Genomic DNA, 16,057 nt, shown 5'->3' on the forward strand with positions numbered 1-16,057 from the left:
AGGACAACCCCTCCAGGGAAGAAGTCGTGACAGCGTTGCGCGCGTTCACCGAGTACACGAACAAGCTGCAGGCCTGGTCGTTCCACTACTTCCCGTGGGGTCTCGGCAAATACTTCCAGTACCCGGCGGAGCGTCTGCAGGCCGCCCCGCCTCCCGTGGCAGATCTCGGTGCAACCCGCGCCCACATCCGCAGCGGTCAACGGATCCGGATCACATGGAAGCCGTTGAACATCACGGTCAACGCCACACTGGCCACCAAAGAGAACCCGGAACTGTGCGCAGATCTCGTCGCTGCGCTCCCCTTTACGACCATCCAAGATCACGCCGTCGTGACGGGCGAGTCGATGTACGCATGGTCGCCTTTCGTCAGCACAGCGCCGATTCGTCTGCGCGAACGCATCTGCGACGCGCCGATCGGCCGGATCCGTTTCTCGCAGTCCACGGGTCAAAAATTCATCGTCCAGTATGGCCCGACCACTGAGGATCTTTCCCAGCCGGTGCTCGGAGAGATCGATGAAGCCGACGCAGCCAAGCTGGCTGAAGTGGGTAAAGCTGTTTGGAAATCGACGTTTGAGTCGAAGGACCTGATCTGGATGACAGTCGAACTGGCCAAGGTGCAGAGGCCAAATACCGCACGCCACGATGCAACTCATTGATGCATGGAGGACTGGCCTTGCCCCGGTTTCCCGGACGCCCTTGCTAGCCCATTAGGCCTTGCTCGAACTGAACCGGGCTAACGAAGTTCAGAATCGAGTGCCTGCGTTGTTGATTGTAGAAGCGCTCGATGTAGTCGAAGACGTCTGCGCGGACATCATTGCGCGTGCGATAGACGCTGCGACTGAGGCGCTCCGTCTTGAGCGTGGTGAAGAAGCTCTCCATCGCAGCGTTGTCCCAACAATCACCGCGGCAGCTCATGCTGCAAGTAATGCCATGGTCCTTGATTCAAAGGCAACTGGCGCGAAGCGAAAGCCGAGCATTGGCGGCGATGTTCAGGCCTTTCGACGTATTCTTCGTGAACGCGATTTCGCCGGGGGCTGCGTTGAAGAGCTTTGCCACTCGCTCCCGGGTCTCCGCGGCACGACGCAACAATACGGGCTTCGGTCCCGCCATTTCGTAGCCCTCGGACATGAACTCTTCGAGCGCGTCGCGAACCTTCGCGGAGAGCGACGTCTGATGCGCCGAGTCAAGATAGAGAAACCGTTTGGTCACCGGGAACTGTGCGCGGACGGCGGCGATCTTTTCACTGACATTCATCATTCATCCCACTGTTAAAGCCGGTATTGGAGGATATGGAGCGCTCGCGATATTGAGCATCAACGGCTGCCGGACTCGGCAGCACCCGGGCGGCTGCCTGCGACGTGCGCATCCACCGACGCCTCGCCTTTTCCTGCGTGCCGCGCGGCCCATTTCGCGATCACCGCGGCAGCAACGCTATTGCCGACGGCGTTCGTGACCGTGCGCCCCATATCGATGAACGTATCGGCGCCCAGCAGCAACGCGATCGCTTCCACCGGGATGTTGAAGAGCGGCAGCGTAGCGGCCACCACGACAATCGATGCACGTGGCACGCCGGCAATCCCCTTGCTCGAAACGAGCATTACGAGCAGCATGCTCAGTTGCTGCGCGAAGCTCATATGAATGTACGCCTGCAGAAGAAACACCGAAGCGAACGCTTGATGTAACCTGGAAGAGTTCGGATTCCTCGAGCATGGCTTGGAGCGTGGACGCTATCAGGCAGGTCCTCGCCTTCTGGAACTCGCGACCAAGACGCTGGCGGCGTCCGCTTTTCACGGTCCGATTCACGCACTGCTGACGGACGTTTCGCGGCGGACATCGGAGACCGTGAGTCTCGGTGTGATGCGTGGCTCCGAGGTGGTCTATATCGATAGCGCGATCGGCAATTCACCGCTGACGCTCAACTTTCAGAAAGGGCACCGCACTCCCGTTCACTGCACATCGAGCGGCCGGGTTTTCCTCGCCAATATGGAGAAGAAACAGCTCGAGGCCTTCATGTTGAGCGGGCCATGGGAAGCGATTACGCCCTACACCATCGTCGACCCGGGCCGCCTCCGCCACGAGATCGAGCAGGTGCGCAAGCAGGGATATGCCAGCAATGATTCCGAATTTGCAATCGGCGTAGTTGGCGCCGCCGTTCCTGTTGATGGCTCGAATGGCAGGACCATCGCCTGCCTGAGTATTTCGGCTCCGAAGGCTCGCAAATCCCTCGAAGAAGTAACGTTGCTCGCCCCAATGCTGCAAGCAGCCGCACTGCGTATCACGAAGATGCTCAGCGTTCTCGACGGCAATTACGTCGCCATCAAGAGCGACATCAAAGCGGTCCCCCGCCGGCGCTCATGACCGGCCGGCGCTCAGCATGTGGCGCACCGTGTCTTAGCGGGAACGAACCTTGGATTGCGGAATGCTTCCGATATAAATACGAAGGGCCATCTGGCGGCCCAGGATCCCATCGCGACAGAGTGAAACCATCGACGCCAGATCGGTAGCAAGATCCCCTCGGCTCATTGAGCCTGACCAGCAAGCCAACGCGAGCAAAACAGCGGCAAGCCTTCCAGCATTTCCGAGAGGATAGCCTTTGCCCGATTGTGATTCTCGCGGCTGTCGGACTTTCTCAACAGCGTGCCGATCACGGTTCCAATTCGAAGAAACGCCGCCTAGCCGAGTCCGTCTCAATCCGTTGATGCATTGAAGCAATGACATTAGGTGGATCCGAGGGAACCGGGCTCTCAGACGCTAACGACCAATATGGCCGAAGACGATCATTGAATCTGTCGCTACTGCCAGATGGCGATAACCGCGCCGCCCTCAGCGCACGATGTCGTAACCGTAGTCGGTCTTCGACACCGCGATGGTATTTACATCGAGCGCCTCAAAAAGTTCGTCGAGCAGCATCACGAGAAGTCGCAATGCACCGGCATATCCCCACGTCGGGTACCGGTGGTAGTGGTGGCGGTCAAAAATCGGAAAGACAAGTCGCACAAGCGGCGTCTTAGTGTCGCGTTCGAGATATTTCCCATAGGTGTTGCCGATAAGGAAATCCACCGGTTCCGTGAACAGCAACGAGCGCAGATGCCAAAGGTCTCGCTTAGGGTAGACCTTGCATTCCACACCGTACGGCGACGCGTCGAACAGCGCCTGTACCTTCGCCGCCCAGTCGTCGTTGCCATTCGTCGCAAGCACGTGCGCCGGCTCTGCGCCGAGCTCGAGCAGGAACTGTGTGTAGCCGAGCATCTGATCCGGATCGCCGTAGAGGGCGTAGCGCTTCCCGTGCAGAATTGCTTGGCTATCCGCCATGGCATCGACGAGCTGGCCGCGCTCCTTTTCGAGTTCAATCGGAATCGGTTTGCCCGTCACGCGTGAGATCTCCATCAGGAAATGGTCGGTACCCGCAACGCCAACGGGCGCGTTAAGTACGATGACCTCCTGCCCGTGCTCGGCAATGAATTTGCGGGTCTTTTCGCAGCAATACTCCTGGAACACGAAGGTCGCCTTCGCGTTGAGCGCGCGCTCGACCTCTTCCTTCGTTGTGCCGCCCTCGTACATTCGGAACTCCCCATCTGTCGGCGTGTTCCATGTCCCGGACGGATCGCAGATGACGTTGACCGTCACGCCGAACAGTTCAAAAATTCGGCGAATCTCCTTCATGTTGCCGACCACGAACCCGTCGAAGCCGCCAATAAAGTTCACGCTGTCGTCCGGCGTGCGTGCAAGCGGTTCGGCCGTCCCGGCCTTTCCGTCCCAAAAGTGTTTGAGAATGCCGAGCAGCGCGTTGTCGTAGCCGGTCACGTGACTGCCGACGAACGCCGGCGTATGAGCAAATGGCACATCATAGTCCTCCGGTACACTACCCTTTTGCTTACTGTTCTTGATGAACGCGTCGAGGTCATCGCCGATCACCTCCGCCATGCATGTTGTCGAGACGGCGATCATCTCGGGCTTGTACAGGCTGTATGCGTTCGAGAGTCCGTCGACCATGTTGTTCAGGCCGCCGAACACAGCAGCGTCCTCGGTCATCGACGAGCTCACGCACGACGTGGGCTCTTTGAAATGCCGCGAGAAATGCGAGCGGTAGTAGGCGACGCAGCCCTGCGATCCGTGTACAAATGGTAGCGTCTTGTGAAAGCCGTTCGCGACGTATACCGCGCCGAGCGGCTGGCACGCCTTCGCCGGGTTGATGGTCAGCGATTCGCGAGCGAAGTTCTTCTGCTTGTAGTCCTCTGTCCTCGTCCATTCGACGGCCCGCTTGACGGCCTCCTCAGAATGATTGAATTCGAAGTTTTCCTTCTTGTTGCGAAAGATTGCCTGATACTCCGGCTCGCGAAACAGCAGTTCGTAGTCGAGAATCTTTTCGACCGATTGGGTCATGAATCGCTCCTGAATCAATAACCTAAGCAGCGCGCGGCCGGCACCCCTGGGGCGCGGCCGCAACACGCCGCGCTTACATGGTCTTCTTCCACGGCGCCTTTGCCAGGTTCCAGACTGGACTCGCGATCGCCATGTCCATGTCGCGCGCGAAGATCGCAAAACCATCGTAGCCGTGGTATGGGCCCGAGTAATCCCAGCTGTGCATCTGGCGGAACGGTACGCCCATCTTCTGGAAAACGTACTTTTCCTTGATGCCCGAGCCGACGAGGTCCGGCTGCACCCGCTCGACGAACTTCTCGAACTCGTAGCCGGTCACGTCGTCGTAGATGAGCGTGCCGTCCTTCACGTAGTGCGCCGTGCGCTGATAGTCGTCGTTGTGTGCAAACTCGTAGCCGGTGCCGACCACCTCCATGCCGAGGTCCTCGTAAGCACCAATCACGTGGCGCGGGCGCAGGCCCCCTACGAATAGCATTACCTTTTTGCCAAGCAGGCGTGGCTTATACTTGGCGATAACGGCATCCATCAACGGACGGTATTTTGCAATCACCATCTCCGCATTCGCCTTGATCGTGTCATCGAATCGGCTCGCAATCTCCCGAAGGCTCTTTTCAATCATTGTCGGGCCGAAAAAGTTGTACTCGACCCATGGAATGCCATACTTCTCCTCCATGTGACGGCTGATATAGTTCATCGATCGGTAGCAGTGCAACAGGTTGAGCTTCGATTTCGGCGTGTTTTGGAGTTCGGCAAGCGTGCCATCACCGGACCACTGCGCGATCACCCGCAGCCCCATCTCCTCGAGCAGGATACGGCTCGACCACGCATCGCCGCCGATGTTGTAATCGCCGATGATCGCGACGTCGTAGGGCGTCGACTCAAGCGTGGACCGCTTCCTGTCATCGGTCTCGAACACGCAATCACGGATCGCGTCGTTCGCGAGGTGATGCCCGAGTGATTGCGATACACCGCGAAAACCCTCGCAGCGCACGGGCACGATCGTATGTCCTCCGTACTGCTTGCTCTTCCTCTTCGACACCGCCTCGATGTCGTCACCGATGAGGCCGATCGGACACTCGCTCTGGATCGAGATACCCTTGTTAAGCGGGAAAAGCTCCTGGACCTCGTCAATGATCTTTTCGAGCTTCTTGTCACCGCCGAACACGATGTCCTTCTCCTGGAAGTCAGACGTGAACTGCAGGGTGACGAAAGAATCGATGCCCGTAGTGCCGACGTAGTAGTTGCGGCGCGCGCCCCACGAGTACTGGCCACAGCCGACCGGCCCGTGGCTGATGTGGACCATGTCCTTGATCGGCCCCCAGACGACACCTTTTGAGCCGGCATACGCGCAGCCGCGGATCGTCATTACACCAGGCAGCGACTTGATGTTGGATTTCACGCCACAATCGGGCTTGCCTTCCTCAAAGGAGCGCAAATGCTTGGCGCGCCGCTTGGCCATCTTGTCCGGATAAGCCCTCAGGACTTCGTCTATCAAGGCCTTATTAGCGGCCTTGCGTTCTTCAACCGTCGCGGTCATTGAATGTTCCATAAGTGAGCAACGTCATCACCGGACCCGGCCACCTTTAGATGCGCGGCGACCGTCGCCCAGCATTCGTCAGGCGGCCAGTTCCGCTGCGGTCTTGCCGATTTGCGACTCGTCGACTTGCACCATGATGCCCTTCTCCATCAACAGGTCTTCGAGCTGATCCATGGTGATCGGCGTCGGGATCACGCCATTGCCCGCGTTATGGTGGACTTTCTCGGCCAGTGCGCGATACTGCGCCGCTTGCGTGCTGTCTGGTGCGTACTCGATCACCGTCATCCGGCGTAGCTCCGCGTGCTGGACGATGTTATCGCGCGGCACGAAGTGAATGAGCTTCGTGCCGAGCATCTTCGCGAGCGACTCAGCGAGTTCGAGCTCCTTGTCGGTCTTCCGCTCGTTGCAGATGAGGCCGCCCAAGCGCACGCCGCCACTGTTCGCGTACTTCAGGATGCCTTTCGAGATGTTGTTTGCCGCGTACATCGCCATCATCTCGCCGGACATCACGATGTAGATCTCCTGGGCCTTGTTCTCGCGAATCGGCATCGCGAAGCCTCCGCACACCACGTCGCCTAGCACGTCATACGAAACGTAATCGACACCGTCGTACGCGCCGTTCTCCTCAAGGAAATTGATCGAGGTGATGACACCGCGTCCGGCGCAGCCGACGCCCGGTTCCGGACCGCCGGACTCGACGCAGCGGATATTCTTGTAGCCGATCTTCATCACGTCATCGAGTTCAAGGTCCTCTACCGAGCCGGCTTCTGCCGCGAGCGAAAGGATCGTGTCCTGTGCCTTCGCGTGCAGGATCAGCCGAGTCGAATCCGCCTTCGGGTCGCAGCCGACGATGAGGATTTTCTGCCCGAGATCACTAAGCGCCGCGAGCGTGTTCTGCGATGTCGTCGACTTGCCGATACCGCCTTTACCGTAGAAGGCAATTTGTCGAAGTTGAGTCATTAATCTTCTCCTGTTCAGAAATAATGAAACCAGGGTTGCAAATCTCAGCGCTGCAAAACCGCTACCATCCCTTCAGCCTGCGATATCCGTCAGTCTTCTTGTGTCCAATCACGCATCGGCCGGAGCGCGTCCGCGCGGACCGCCCTCCAGCAGCTTTCGCGCCATCTCAACCTGAGTCCCCGCAATCCCAGGAGGACGGGGCTTCTGGCGCGCTTGCCAGATTCGCATCGGCTGACGTCAGCGACGTAGACTTCCCGACAAAGGGCGCGCCTTTTGTCGCAAACAAAACTGAAAGCACAGAGGGCCGCCTTTACGTTCGTGTGCCCCTCTTCAGCAATGCGCTTGATCACGTGGCCGCTGGTGCAGTTATTGCGAACAAGCGGCCAACACTACGTAGTCAATTCCGTTGTCGGATGCGCAATTGCGGCAGACGAGCCGACGCGTTTATCCGACCAAGTACGAACCGGCGTTCTCGTTGCGCCCAATTTATGGAAACAAGGAATAACTAATGACTTATACGCTCACCCGCAAGGAGCTTGATGACACCGCCCTCGCCCGGCTGGAGCACGAAGGTCGACTACTCAACCCGGTCTTCAAGGGATTCATGAACACGTTCGGGCGAGTCGGCTTTCGCGGCGAGCTCGCACTGCGCTTCTCGCCGAGGCTCGCCGACGAGGCGCGTCCGCCCGAGCTTTCCTGCGAACAATTCATGGCGGTCGCCGACGTAGGCGAACGGCATCTGCCGTTCTTCGCCGGCTGGCTGCTAAGCTTCGAACACCTGAAGAACGTCGCAGAAGTGCTCGGCGACGCCCTATCAGAAAATGGTAAGTATTTCTTGTTTTGCGACAACATTGACCTGAGCACGCGCTACCAGGTGCAGTATGAGAAGGCAATCTTCTATGTGCTTCCGATTCTGGAATCGACCGTCTACAACGAGATACTTGAGCTGCTCTACTTGGAGAAGAATGACCTGAAGAAGAAGGACACAGCCGGTAAACTCGACGCAATCGCTGACGCCGGAATCAAATTCGACGCCACGTTCGACTCGATCACCTATGCGGAGGGACTCGAACTGATGGGACCAGTGCGCAATCCAAACGAAAACCGGCCCGTTTGACGTTCGTTTGAGCGCGCGCCGGGGCGCATTGAAATCGCTACCGCGCGTGACGCTCGACATCAGTCGCCTATCGCGGCTTGGAACTACAGTGCACGGCGCTCCTACTGCCCTGCCGCCGACATGAAGGCGCAGTCGGCCAGGCACAGCAATCATTCGACGGCTGTGCTGCCGCCACGGCGGGCTGCGCGGCATCTTTCCTTTACACAGGAGTCTCCTTATGCCCCTTTACGAATATCAATGTCGAAACTGCCGGTTGCAGTTCGAAACACTGGTGCGGCCCGGCACGATCGCCGTCTGTCCACGCTGCGGCAGTGCTGCGCTCGACAAGCAGGTCGCCGCCCCGGCTCCCCCTGGACGAAGCAAGGCGATCGTCGCATCGGCGCGGCGCCAGGCTGCAAGTCAAGGACACTTAAGCAACTACTCGGCACGCGAGCGCAGAAAGCTGCTGGACCCGGCCTAAAGTGGACGCGGCAACGTAGATGTCCCATTCCATACGGTCAGTCGAGTATCTCGCGCAGCGCCGCAATGAGTGCGTCGCACTCGTCGTCGGTGCCGACGGTGATGCGCAGATGCCTGTCGATTCGCGGTAGTTTGAAGTGTCGTACGAAGATGTCTCGATCTTTCAGGCGTTTTGCCAGAGCTTCAGCGTGGAACGACGCATGACGCACGAAAAGGAAGTTGGCAGCGGACGGCACCACCTCGAAACCTTGCCTCTCGAGCGCCTGCCTCAGCCGCTCGCGGCTAGTGATCACGTGCTGGCAGTTGCACAGGAAATGGTCATCGTCCTCGTAGGCGGCCTGAGCGGCAACCTGCGCGAGCCGGTCGAGAGGATACGAGTTGAAGCTGTCCTTCACGCGATTGAGTGCTTCGATAAGCAATACATGGCCGAATGCAAAGCCAACCCGCATGCCCGCCAGTGACCGGGCCTTGGACGTCGTTTGGACGACCAACAGGTTCGGATAGTGGTCGATCAGCGAGAGCGCCGATTGCGCACCGAAATCGACATAGGCCTCGTCGATCACGACCACCGACGACGGGTTTGCGGTAACGATCTGCTCAATGTCCGCGAGCGAAAGAGCACGACCGGTCGGTGCGTTCGGATTGGCGAGCAGCACGCCGCCCGCGTCGCCGAGGTAGTCTTCCAAGCGAATCGAGAAGTCGTCGGCGAGCGGGATGGCTTCATAGCGCACGTCGTAGAGCAGTGCGTAGGTTGGGTAAAAGCTATACGTAATGTCCGGAAAGCGCAGCGGCTTCTCGTGTTTGAGCAGCGCCCAAAAGGTGTGCGCGAGCACTTCGTCCGACCCGTTCCCGGCAAAAATTTGCTCCGGCTTCAGGCCGTGATGAGCCGCGACTGTCTCGCGGAGTCGACGCGCGAGCGGATCAGGATAGCGGCGGAGGCTCTCTCCCAATTGGCCCAGCTCGCGTGCAACCGCCGCGATGACGCGCGGCGACGGCGGGTACGGGTTCTCATTGGTGTTGAGCTTAATCGGATCAGCACGCGCGGGCTGCTCGCCCGGAATATACGGCACCAGCCGCTGAACGACGTCACTCCAGTAACGGCACACTGCAGGGGCTCCTGACGGGAACACAAAGCGGTTGGCCGATCGGCGGTCTTGAAGCCCGGCCGCACGGCGCACGCGTCCGGCGCTTGCTTCTGATCATCACTATACCGGTCCGTCGCTCAGCACCCGCGGATTTCTGCACGGCATTCGTCGGCGCATGCAGGCCAACTCGATAATGACTCTGATCGACGCGACCGCCGCGTCAATCCACTTCGTCCTTCACGCGCCGAGCGTGAACCGTAATGGGCAGCATCGTGCCAGCCGCCATCTCGGGCAGCTCGAGCTGCCAGCCGTTCGCGAGCGTGACGAGGCCGCCCCACATCTGCGGCCGAGCCATCCACACAATCGGCTCCTCCAGGTCCTTCTTGGGTACATAGGCGGTCAGTGTGCCCATACTGTTCTTGCGGATCATGACTTTCACAACGGAACCTCCTAGGTGTAGTGAACGCGAACTACGCACGCCGGCACGGTTCTTCGGGCAACAGTCCGGCGGGGGCAGGCGCGATCTCATCCTCGGTGCAGCCGATAACCTGTCCGCCAAAATCGACGAGGTATACTGGCTCGCCTGTCTCGATGACCCGCCCAACATTGACAATCTCGCCGAGCGCGCCGGCTGTAACTAAGCGCCCTCCTTCGCCCCAATCCGGATAGCTGCCGTCGTTGCAGAGATCGTCCAGCGCGATGACGCGCATGCCCAACGAATACTCCGGCTGAATAAATTCGATGCTCATCCAGCGCACCCCTATCTTGTTTCGCGCGTGCGTGAAGATTCCCTTTCGCCGCCTGTCTCGCCAGCGCAACCCGTACCGATCGTGCGTAGCGCGGCGGCGCGCTCCCCGAGACGCGCCACGATGTCTTCGGGCAGTTTGTCGAGCGTGCATAGTTCCTTTGCGCGCATGCCGACTCGGTGACCACTTTCCACAAAGTCAATCGCGTAGATGTAGAACTGCTGCAAGAAGGTACCGATGTTGGTGACGTAGCCGACGTCGCCCTTGTTCACGAGTACCTCCCCAATATCTCTGCCGGCGTACGTGCCGTCGTTGCGGATAAGCGAGCGAGCGATCACGCGCTCGCCGAAGCCGAAGCGCGGCGGGGACGCTATCTCGATCGCGTCGTCGTCGCGGTTGATGTCACCCATGAGTCGCTCCTGCCAAAGTTCAGGGAGCCTCAGTCGTGCGCGTCAACGCACCCTGTCGGATCGCAGCGTCACCGCGAAACTTATGCACCACCGCTCCACTGCCGATGCGGCTGCGGTAGTCGTTGAACCAGGCAAGTGCGGCATTCTCGATGATCTCGCCAACGTACTTATCCACCAGCTCAATGCCCTCGTGCGAAAGGTCATCGCGCGGACACTCGCCGATCTTCGCGACCAGGACCGCGTGACAATCGTTGATCGCACGAACGACCGATGGCAGATTCTCTTCGTCGCCATAGCCGCCCTGGCAATATTGGTCCACCCTGCGATGGCCGATAAAGAGCACTTTAGTTGCGCTCACCTCGATAATCTGGAACTCCGAGGCGTGGCCGAAATGCTCGTTCACGCGCCCGCCGCCCTTGGTTGCGACCGCGACCAGCACTTTCAGGTCGTCTCCGGCCATGCTGACCGCCTGTGAGAAGGCCTGCGCCTTTTGCTTCGCCTCGCGCTGCGCGTTGCGCTCTACCTCGACCCGCCGCTGATATTTGCGGCGACGCTCGAGGTCATATACGACCTCCATCTGCTCAATGTTCTCGAATGCGAACTCCTCGTTGCGGTCCTGGCCCAGCAAGCCCACCGCATCCGCGCGGCACTGCCGACAGTGACGCATTACGTTAGCACCACCCTTGCATGCGTCCTGCACAGCCTTCAGCTCCTGCGCGGTCGGGCCGCGCTGGCCATTAAGGCCGAAGTACGTGCCGTGCTTGGGCTCTGAGATCAGCGGCATGATGTTGTGCAGGAACGCACCGCGCTTCTTTACCTCACGATTTACCTCGACCAGATGCGCGTCGTTGACACCCGGGATCAAGACCGAGTTGACTTTCGTGAGTACACCACGGGCAGTCAGCATCTCGAGTCCCTGCATCTGCCGCTCATGCAAGATGCGCGCGGCCTCGTAGCCTTTCACCCGGCGGTGGTCCCAGAAAATCCACGAATAAATCTTTTCACCGACGGCCGGATCGACCATGTTGATGGTGATCGTCACGTGGTCGATGTCATACCTGCAGATCTCGTCCACGAGGTCCGGCAGCGCAAGACCATTGGTCGACAGGCACAACTTGATGTCACCAGCCTGCTCCCGGAGCATCCGGAAGGTGTCAAAGATTTTCGTAGGGTTGGCCAGCGAATCGCCTGGCCCAGCGATTCCGAGCACCGTCATCTGCGGAATCTCGTTCGCGACCGTCATCACCTTTTTTACAGCCTGCTCGGGGGTCAGCTTCTGCGATACGACGCCGGGGCGCGACTCGTTCGAGCAGTCGTACTTGCGGTTACAGTAGTTGCATTGGATGTTGCATGCAGGCGCGACTGCCACATGCATGCGCGCGTAATGGCGATGCGCATCTTCCGAGTAGCATGGGTGATTCTTGACCTTTTCCCATACCTCCGCCGGCAGCTCCTCGGGGCTGCCTGACAAACCGCAGTCCGCCTCGCCATCACCGTGCTGGGAACCGCAGCCGCTGCGCGTGACCGGCGCTTCCATGGTCGATCCCAGGGGCTTTATCTGCCCGATGCCGATGTAGGCGGAAGCGGGCAGCGTGCAGGCGTTGGCGCTATCTTGCATCGATCTCTCCTCACAACCGACAGTGACTACACGGCGGGTGACAGCCAGATCCATGCCATTCGCGCCCGGTCCACTGAAACGCTGGCTAAACGGGCCGCTCATGCGTTTCATCTCGTTGCACCGGCCCCAAAGAAAAGCAACAAGCGCACCGATTTCTGTCGCAAACACAACGAACGTGACTTGTGACCCAGCGCATGTAACCGACAAAACTAACAACCCAACCGAAAAGCAATGAGAGTTGCCAATAAAAACAACGGTGGCATGGTCGTTGCAAACTGCGAGACGCGCTCTCTTGAAGGATGACCAGCACGATGCAAACGCCACAACAACTTGTCTCCACCGCACAGCCTCCCTTCGCTGCGCACGCAGCCTCGAGGCACCAGGCCGACTCACGCAGCCTGCCGATGTTCGATTGCCCGAACGCAGTTTATTGCGCCAAAGCCTATGGGCGATAACCGGAGAGATTGATCAAATGCCCGTACCGATCATCAACGACACCACCCTATGCGACGGCGAACAGACTGCTGGCGTCGCATTCACGCTCGAGGAAAGATGTGTGATCGCGGCGGCGCTGTCTCGAGCCGGCGTCGCCGAAATCGAAGTCGGCGTCCCCGCCCTGGGCGAAGACGAAATCGCGTGCATCAAGGCGATCGTCGACTTGAATCTCGACGCCGGTGTAATGGTATGGGGGCACCTGACTCCACGAGATCTTGCCGCGGCGTTGCGCTGCAATGCCGATATCGTCCACCTCTCAATTCCCGTTTCGGACATTCGTTTGCAGGACAAGCTGCAGAAGCCGCGCAGATGGGTGCTGGAGCAAATCGCGCGCGTCATCGCCGAGGCAGTGAAGAGCGACCGCAAGATTTCCCTCGGCATGGAAGACGCCTCGCGCACAGACCCCGCCTTCCTCGTGCAAGTGGCGCGCTGCGCGCAGCAACACGGCGCGCAGCGCGTGCGCTTCGCCGATACCCTTGGCGTGCTCGATCCGTTTTCGACCTACGAGGCCATCGCAAGGCTGCGCGATGCCGTCGACCTCGAGATCGAAATCCACGCGCACGACGACCTCGGACTCGCCACAGCCAACACGCTCGCTGCCCTGCGGGCGGGAGCCACCCACGCGAACACCACAGTCGACTGCTTGGACACGGGAGCCGGCAATGCGGCACTCGAAGAGATCGTCGTCGGCGCGCAGCACTTTCTAGGACGGGACACCGGGGTCAATACCGAGGCCCTGCTCGCAGTTCGTCGGTTGATCAAGAGTGCGTCGGGCCGCATCCTCTTCTCCAACAAGAGAATTTGCCCGTAGCGGCGTCTTTACGCCGCACCCTGGCAATCACACCGGCGACATTGCGAAGCACCGGAGAACACGCGAGTGAATCGATTCCTTCGAACTCAGCCGGCAAAGTACGTTCAATAGTGATTAGAAGACATGCAAGGACTCATGGAGCAACTTAAAACCCTCTCCTCGGCCGAGGATTTCCTGCAATTCTTTGGCATCGCATTTGACCAGAAGGTGGTGAATGTCAGCCGCCTGCACATCCTCAAACGCTTCTTTCAGTATCTCCGGCAACAGGAAGCTGTGCCGCAGGACAATGAGACGCGCCTCTTTACCGTCTATCAATGCCTGCTGCAACAAGCCTACAACGATTTCGTCGTGTCCACGCCCGCGGCGGAGAAAGTGTTCAAGGTGTTCCAGGATGTCGACGGACGACAGCAAGTCTCCCTCGACAATCTGCACGCGTCATTACCGGCCGGCGGCGCCGCCTAACTCGGAGTGCTGCAATGCACATCGTCGTCTGCATCAAGCAGGTTCCGGATTCAGCGCAGATCCGGGTCCATCCTGTCACCAACACCATCATGCGCCAAGGCGTGCCGGCGATTGTCAACCCATACGACCTGTTCTCGCTGGAGGAAGCGCTGCGGCTGAAGGACCGCTTCGGCGGCAAAGTCACGATGCTATGCATGGGACCGCCACAGGCCGAGGATGTATTGCGCAAGTGCATCAGCTACGGTGCCGATGACGCGGTGCTCGTCACCGATCGAGCGTTCGCTGGCGCCGACACACTCGCGACCTCGTATGCGCTCGCCAGCGCGATCCGACAGATCACGAAGGAACAGGCAGTGGACATTGTTTTCACAGGCAAGCAGACGATCGACGGCGACACTGCGCAAGTCGGCCCCGGCATCGCCAAGCGCTTGAGCTTGCAATTGCTCACCTACGTTTCCAGGATCGTAGAGACCAACCTGGGTACTCGCACGATCGTCGTCGAGCGCCGCGCCGAAGGCGGCGTACAGGTGCTGAAAACTGCGCTGCCATGCTTGGTGACGATGCTGGAGAACACGAACGAGCTACGCTTCGCGACACTGCCGGCGATGATTCATGCGGCGGGCTTTCCGGTGCGCAAATGGAACCGCGAGCAGGCTGGCATCGAGGACGTGAGCAAGATCGGGTTAAAGGGCTCCCCGACAGTGGTGAGCAAGGTGTTCGGTCCGACGCCGCGCAGCGAAAAAGCCGAGATGCTAGAACTCAACATGTCGAGCCTGCCTGACGTGTCGCTGAAACTGCTGCATAAGTTATTCACCCGCCATCCGACATTGGAGGCGGACCTGCTGATGAAGAGGACTTCATGAACTCGCCCGCCACCTCGGACAAGAAGCCGGCCGCGCCCACTAAACCGGCCGGCGGCCGCAACTTCGAACTACCCGAACACCTGAAAGTCTACAGGGGCGTGTGGGTCTTCCTGGAGCACGACCGCGGCCACGTGCACAGCGTGTCGTGGGAACTGCTCGGTGAGGCACGCAAGCTCGCGGACAAGCTCGGCAGCGACGTCGCCGTCGCGGTGCTCGGCGGCTCCGATGAGCCTCTCGAGCAGTTTGCCGAGGAGGCCTTCTGCTTCGGCGCCGATAAAGCGTACGTCATTCACGATCCAGTGCTGCTCGGCTATCGCAATGAGCCGTTCACCAGGGGGCTGACCGATCTCGTCAACAAGTATCAGCCGGAAATCCTGCTGCTCGGCGCCACCTCGATGGGCCGCGATCTCGCGGGCTCGGTCGCGACGACGCTCGCCACTGGCCTCACCGCCGACTGCACGGCGCTGAACATCGACCCGACCTCGCGCGCGCTCGCGGCCACGCGGCCGACTTTCGGTGGCTCGCTGCTGTGTACGATCATGACGCTTGCGTACCGCCCGCAGATGGCGACGGTGCGCCCGCGCGTCATGGCGATGCCGCAGATTCAGGCGGGCCGCGGCGGCGAGATCGTTCAGGAGACGCTTGACATGATCGAGGCCGACATCGTGACGAAACTGATCGACTTCATCGCCGATACGGAGAGCAACCGGATCAACCTGCCCTACGCGAACGTGATCGTTAGCGGCGGTAAGGGGCTGAAGAGTCCTGAGAACTTTCGCCTCGTCTTCGAGTTGGCGCGCGCGCTGGGTGGCGAAGTCGGCGCGACACGTCCTTGCGTGCAGGCGGGCTGGGTCGAGGCCGACCGTCAGGTTGGGCAGACTGGGAAGACGGTACGGCCGAAGCTCTACATCGCGGCGGGCGTCTCGGGAGCGATCCAGCACCGCGTCGGCATGGAAAGCTCGGACCTAATCGTCGCGATCAACACAGACCCGAACGCGCCGATTTTTGACTTTGCGCACTACGGCATTATTGCCGACGCACTGCAGGTACTGCCGGCTCTCACGCGCGCGTGCGCAGACCGTCTGGCACTATGCGACAGAGCAATCGCGTGAGG

Annotated in this window: 15 protein-coding genes and 4 pseudogenes; 8 read left to right on the forward strand and 11 right to left on the reverse strand. The window is 59.8% G+C overall.

All coding sequences use genetic code 11. The features are described 5' to 3' along the window. Positions 1-656 (forward strand): annotated as a pseudogene (locus tag AB4Y31_RS30460) (hypothetical protein); the annotation flags it as partial. 43 nt (positions 657-699) lie between these two features. On the opposite strand, the pseudogene AB4Y31_RS30465 reads toward AB4Y31_RS30460, so the two are convergent. From AB4Y31_RS30465 to AB4Y31_RS30475, 3 genes and pseudogenes are all read right to left on the reverse strand, one after another. Beyond that, positions 700-942, reverse strand: a pseudogene (locus AB4Y31_RS30465) (integrase core domain-containing protein); the annotation flags it as partial. After that, positions 943-1,257 carry an aminotransferase class V-fold PLP-dependent enzyme gene (locus tag AB4Y31_RS30470; RefSeq protein ID WP_368677255.1) on the reverse strand — a complete coding sequence of 105 codons (315 nt, stop codon included), beginning with the start codon at positions 1,255-1,257 and terminating at the stop codon, positions 943-945. 56 nt (positions 1,258-1,313) lie between these two features. Then, positions 1,314-1,688 (reverse strand): annotated as a pseudogene (locus AB4Y31_RS30475) (dicarboxylate/amino acid:cation symporter); the annotation flags it as partial. A 25-nt stretch (positions 1,689-1,713) separates the two neighbouring features. Between AB4Y31_RS30475 and AB4Y31_RS30480 the strand changes: the two are divergent. Continuing rightward, positions 1,714-2,358 (forward strand): IclR family transcriptional regulator, encoded by a 645-nt coding sequence (locus AB4Y31_RS30480; protein ID WP_368677256.1) that lies wholly within the window; start codon positions 1,714-1,716, stop codon positions 2,356-2,358. 465 nt (positions 2,359-2,823) lie between these two features. Here AB4Y31_RS30480 and nifK read toward each other — a convergent pair whose 3' ends face one another. The 3 genes from nifK to nifH all read right to left on the reverse strand — a co-directional run bounded on the left by nifK (position 2,824) and on the right by nifH (position 6,877). Beyond that, on the reverse strand, positions 2,824-4,383 hold the full coding sequence (nifK, locus tag AB4Y31_RS30485; RefSeq protein WP_368677257.1) for a nitrogenase molybdenum-iron protein subunit beta: 1,560 nt from the start codon (positions 4,381-4,383) through the stop codon (positions 2,824-2,826). Positions 4,384-4,456: 73 nt separating this feature from the next. Beyond that, complete coding sequence (gene nifD, locus AB4Y31_RS30490; RefSeq protein WP_368677258.1) at positions 4,457-5,917, reverse strand: nitrogenase molybdenum-iron protein alpha chain; 1,461 nt, start codon at positions 5,915-5,917, stop codon at positions 4,457-4,459. A 78-nt stretch (positions 5,918-5,995) separates the two neighbouring features. After that, entirely contained in the window at positions 5,996-6,877 is an 882-nt protein-coding gene (gene nifH, locus AB4Y31_RS30495; RefSeq protein ID WP_102607370.1) for a nitrogenase iron protein, read from the reverse strand. A gap of 508 nt (positions 6,878-7,385) precedes the next feature. Between nifH and AB4Y31_RS30500 the strand changes: the two genes are divergently transcribed. Both AB4Y31_RS30500 and AB4Y31_RS30505 read left to right on the forward strand, forming a co-directional pair. Beyond that, positions 7,386-7,994 (forward strand): hypothetical protein, encoded by a 609-nt coding sequence (locus AB4Y31_RS30500; protein WP_368677259.1) that lies wholly within the window; start codon positions 7,386-7,388, stop codon positions 7,992-7,994. A gap of 217 nt (positions 7,995-8,211) precedes the next feature. After that, the gene (locus AB4Y31_RS30505; protein WP_368677260.1) at positions 8,212-8,454 is read left to right on the forward strand and encodes a zinc ribbon domain-containing protein; all 243 of its coding nucleotides are present in this window, start codon (positions 8,212-8,214) and stop codon (positions 8,452-8,454) included. Positions 8,455-8,491: 37 nt separating this feature from the next. Here the strand turns inward: AB4Y31_RS30505 and hisC are convergent, their stop codons facing one another. From hisC to nifB, 5 genes are all read right to left on the reverse strand, one after another. Further along, entirely contained in the window at positions 8,492-9,559 is a 1,068-nt protein-coding gene (hisC, locus tag AB4Y31_RS30510; RefSeq protein WP_368677261.1) for a histidinol-phosphate transaminase, read from the reverse strand. Between the two features lie 199 nt (positions 9,560-9,758). Then, complete coding sequence (gene nifT, locus AB4Y31_RS30515; protein WP_102607366.1) at positions 9,759-9,977, reverse strand: putative nitrogen fixation protein NifT; 219 nt, start codon at positions 9,975-9,977, stop codon at positions 9,759-9,761. Between the two features lie 31 nt (positions 9,978-10,008). Next, on the reverse strand, positions 10,009-10,287 hold the full coding sequence (locus AB4Y31_RS30520) for a nitrogen fixation protein NifZ (protein ID WP_368677262.1): 279 nt from the start codon (positions 10,285-10,287) through the stop codon (positions 10,009-10,011). 11 nt (positions 10,288-10,298) lie between these two features. Then, positions 10,299-10,694, reverse strand: coding sequence for a nitrogen fixation protein NifZ (locus tag AB4Y31_RS30525; RefSeq protein WP_368677263.1), 396 nt, complete (start codon positions 10,692-10,694; stop codon positions 10,299-10,301). 19 nt (positions 10,695-10,713) lie between these two features. Continuing rightward, entirely contained in the window at positions 10,714-12,312 is a 1,599-nt protein-coding gene (nifB, locus tag AB4Y31_RS30530) for a nitrogenase cofactor biosynthesis protein NifB (RefSeq protein ID WP_368677282.1), read from the reverse strand. Positions 12,313-12,784: 472 nt separating this feature from the next. On the opposite strand from nifB, the pseudogene AB4Y31_RS30535 reads away from it, so the two are divergent. The 4 genes and pseudogenes from AB4Y31_RS30535 to AB4Y31_RS30550 all read left to right on the forward strand — a co-directional run. Further along, positions 12,785-13,670 (forward strand): annotated as a pseudogene (locus AB4Y31_RS30535) (homocitrate synthase); the annotation flags it as partial. A 71-nt stretch (positions 13,671-13,741) separates the two neighbouring features. After that, complete coding sequence (gene nifW, locus AB4Y31_RS30540; RefSeq protein WP_102607363.1) at positions 13,742-14,080, forward strand: nitrogenase stabilizing/protective protein NifW; 339 nt, start codon at positions 13,742-13,744, stop codon at positions 14,078-14,080. A 14-nt stretch (positions 14,081-14,094) separates the two neighbouring features. After that, positions 14,095-14,943, forward strand: coding sequence for an electron transfer flavoprotein subunit beta/FixA family protein (locus AB4Y31_RS30545; RefSeq protein WP_102607362.1), 849 nt, complete (start codon positions 14,095-14,097; stop codon positions 14,941-14,943). Beyond that, positions 14,940-16,055 carry an electron transfer flavoprotein subunit alpha/FixB family protein gene (locus tag AB4Y31_RS30550; protein WP_107154004.1) on the forward strand — a complete coding sequence of 372 codons (1,116 nt, stop codon included), beginning with the start codon at positions 14,940-14,942 and terminating at the stop codon, positions 16,053-16,055. Before AB4Y31_RS30545 ends, AB4Y31_RS30550 begins: the two co-directional genes overlap by 4 nt. Positions 16,056-16,057 lie beyond the last annotated feature (2 nt).

Origin of the sequence: Trinickia sp. EG282A (assembly GCF_040965455.1) — a bacterium.
Lineage (GTDB): Bacteria > Pseudomonadota > Gammaproteobacteria > Burkholderiales > Burkholderiaceae > Trinickia > Trinickia symbiotica.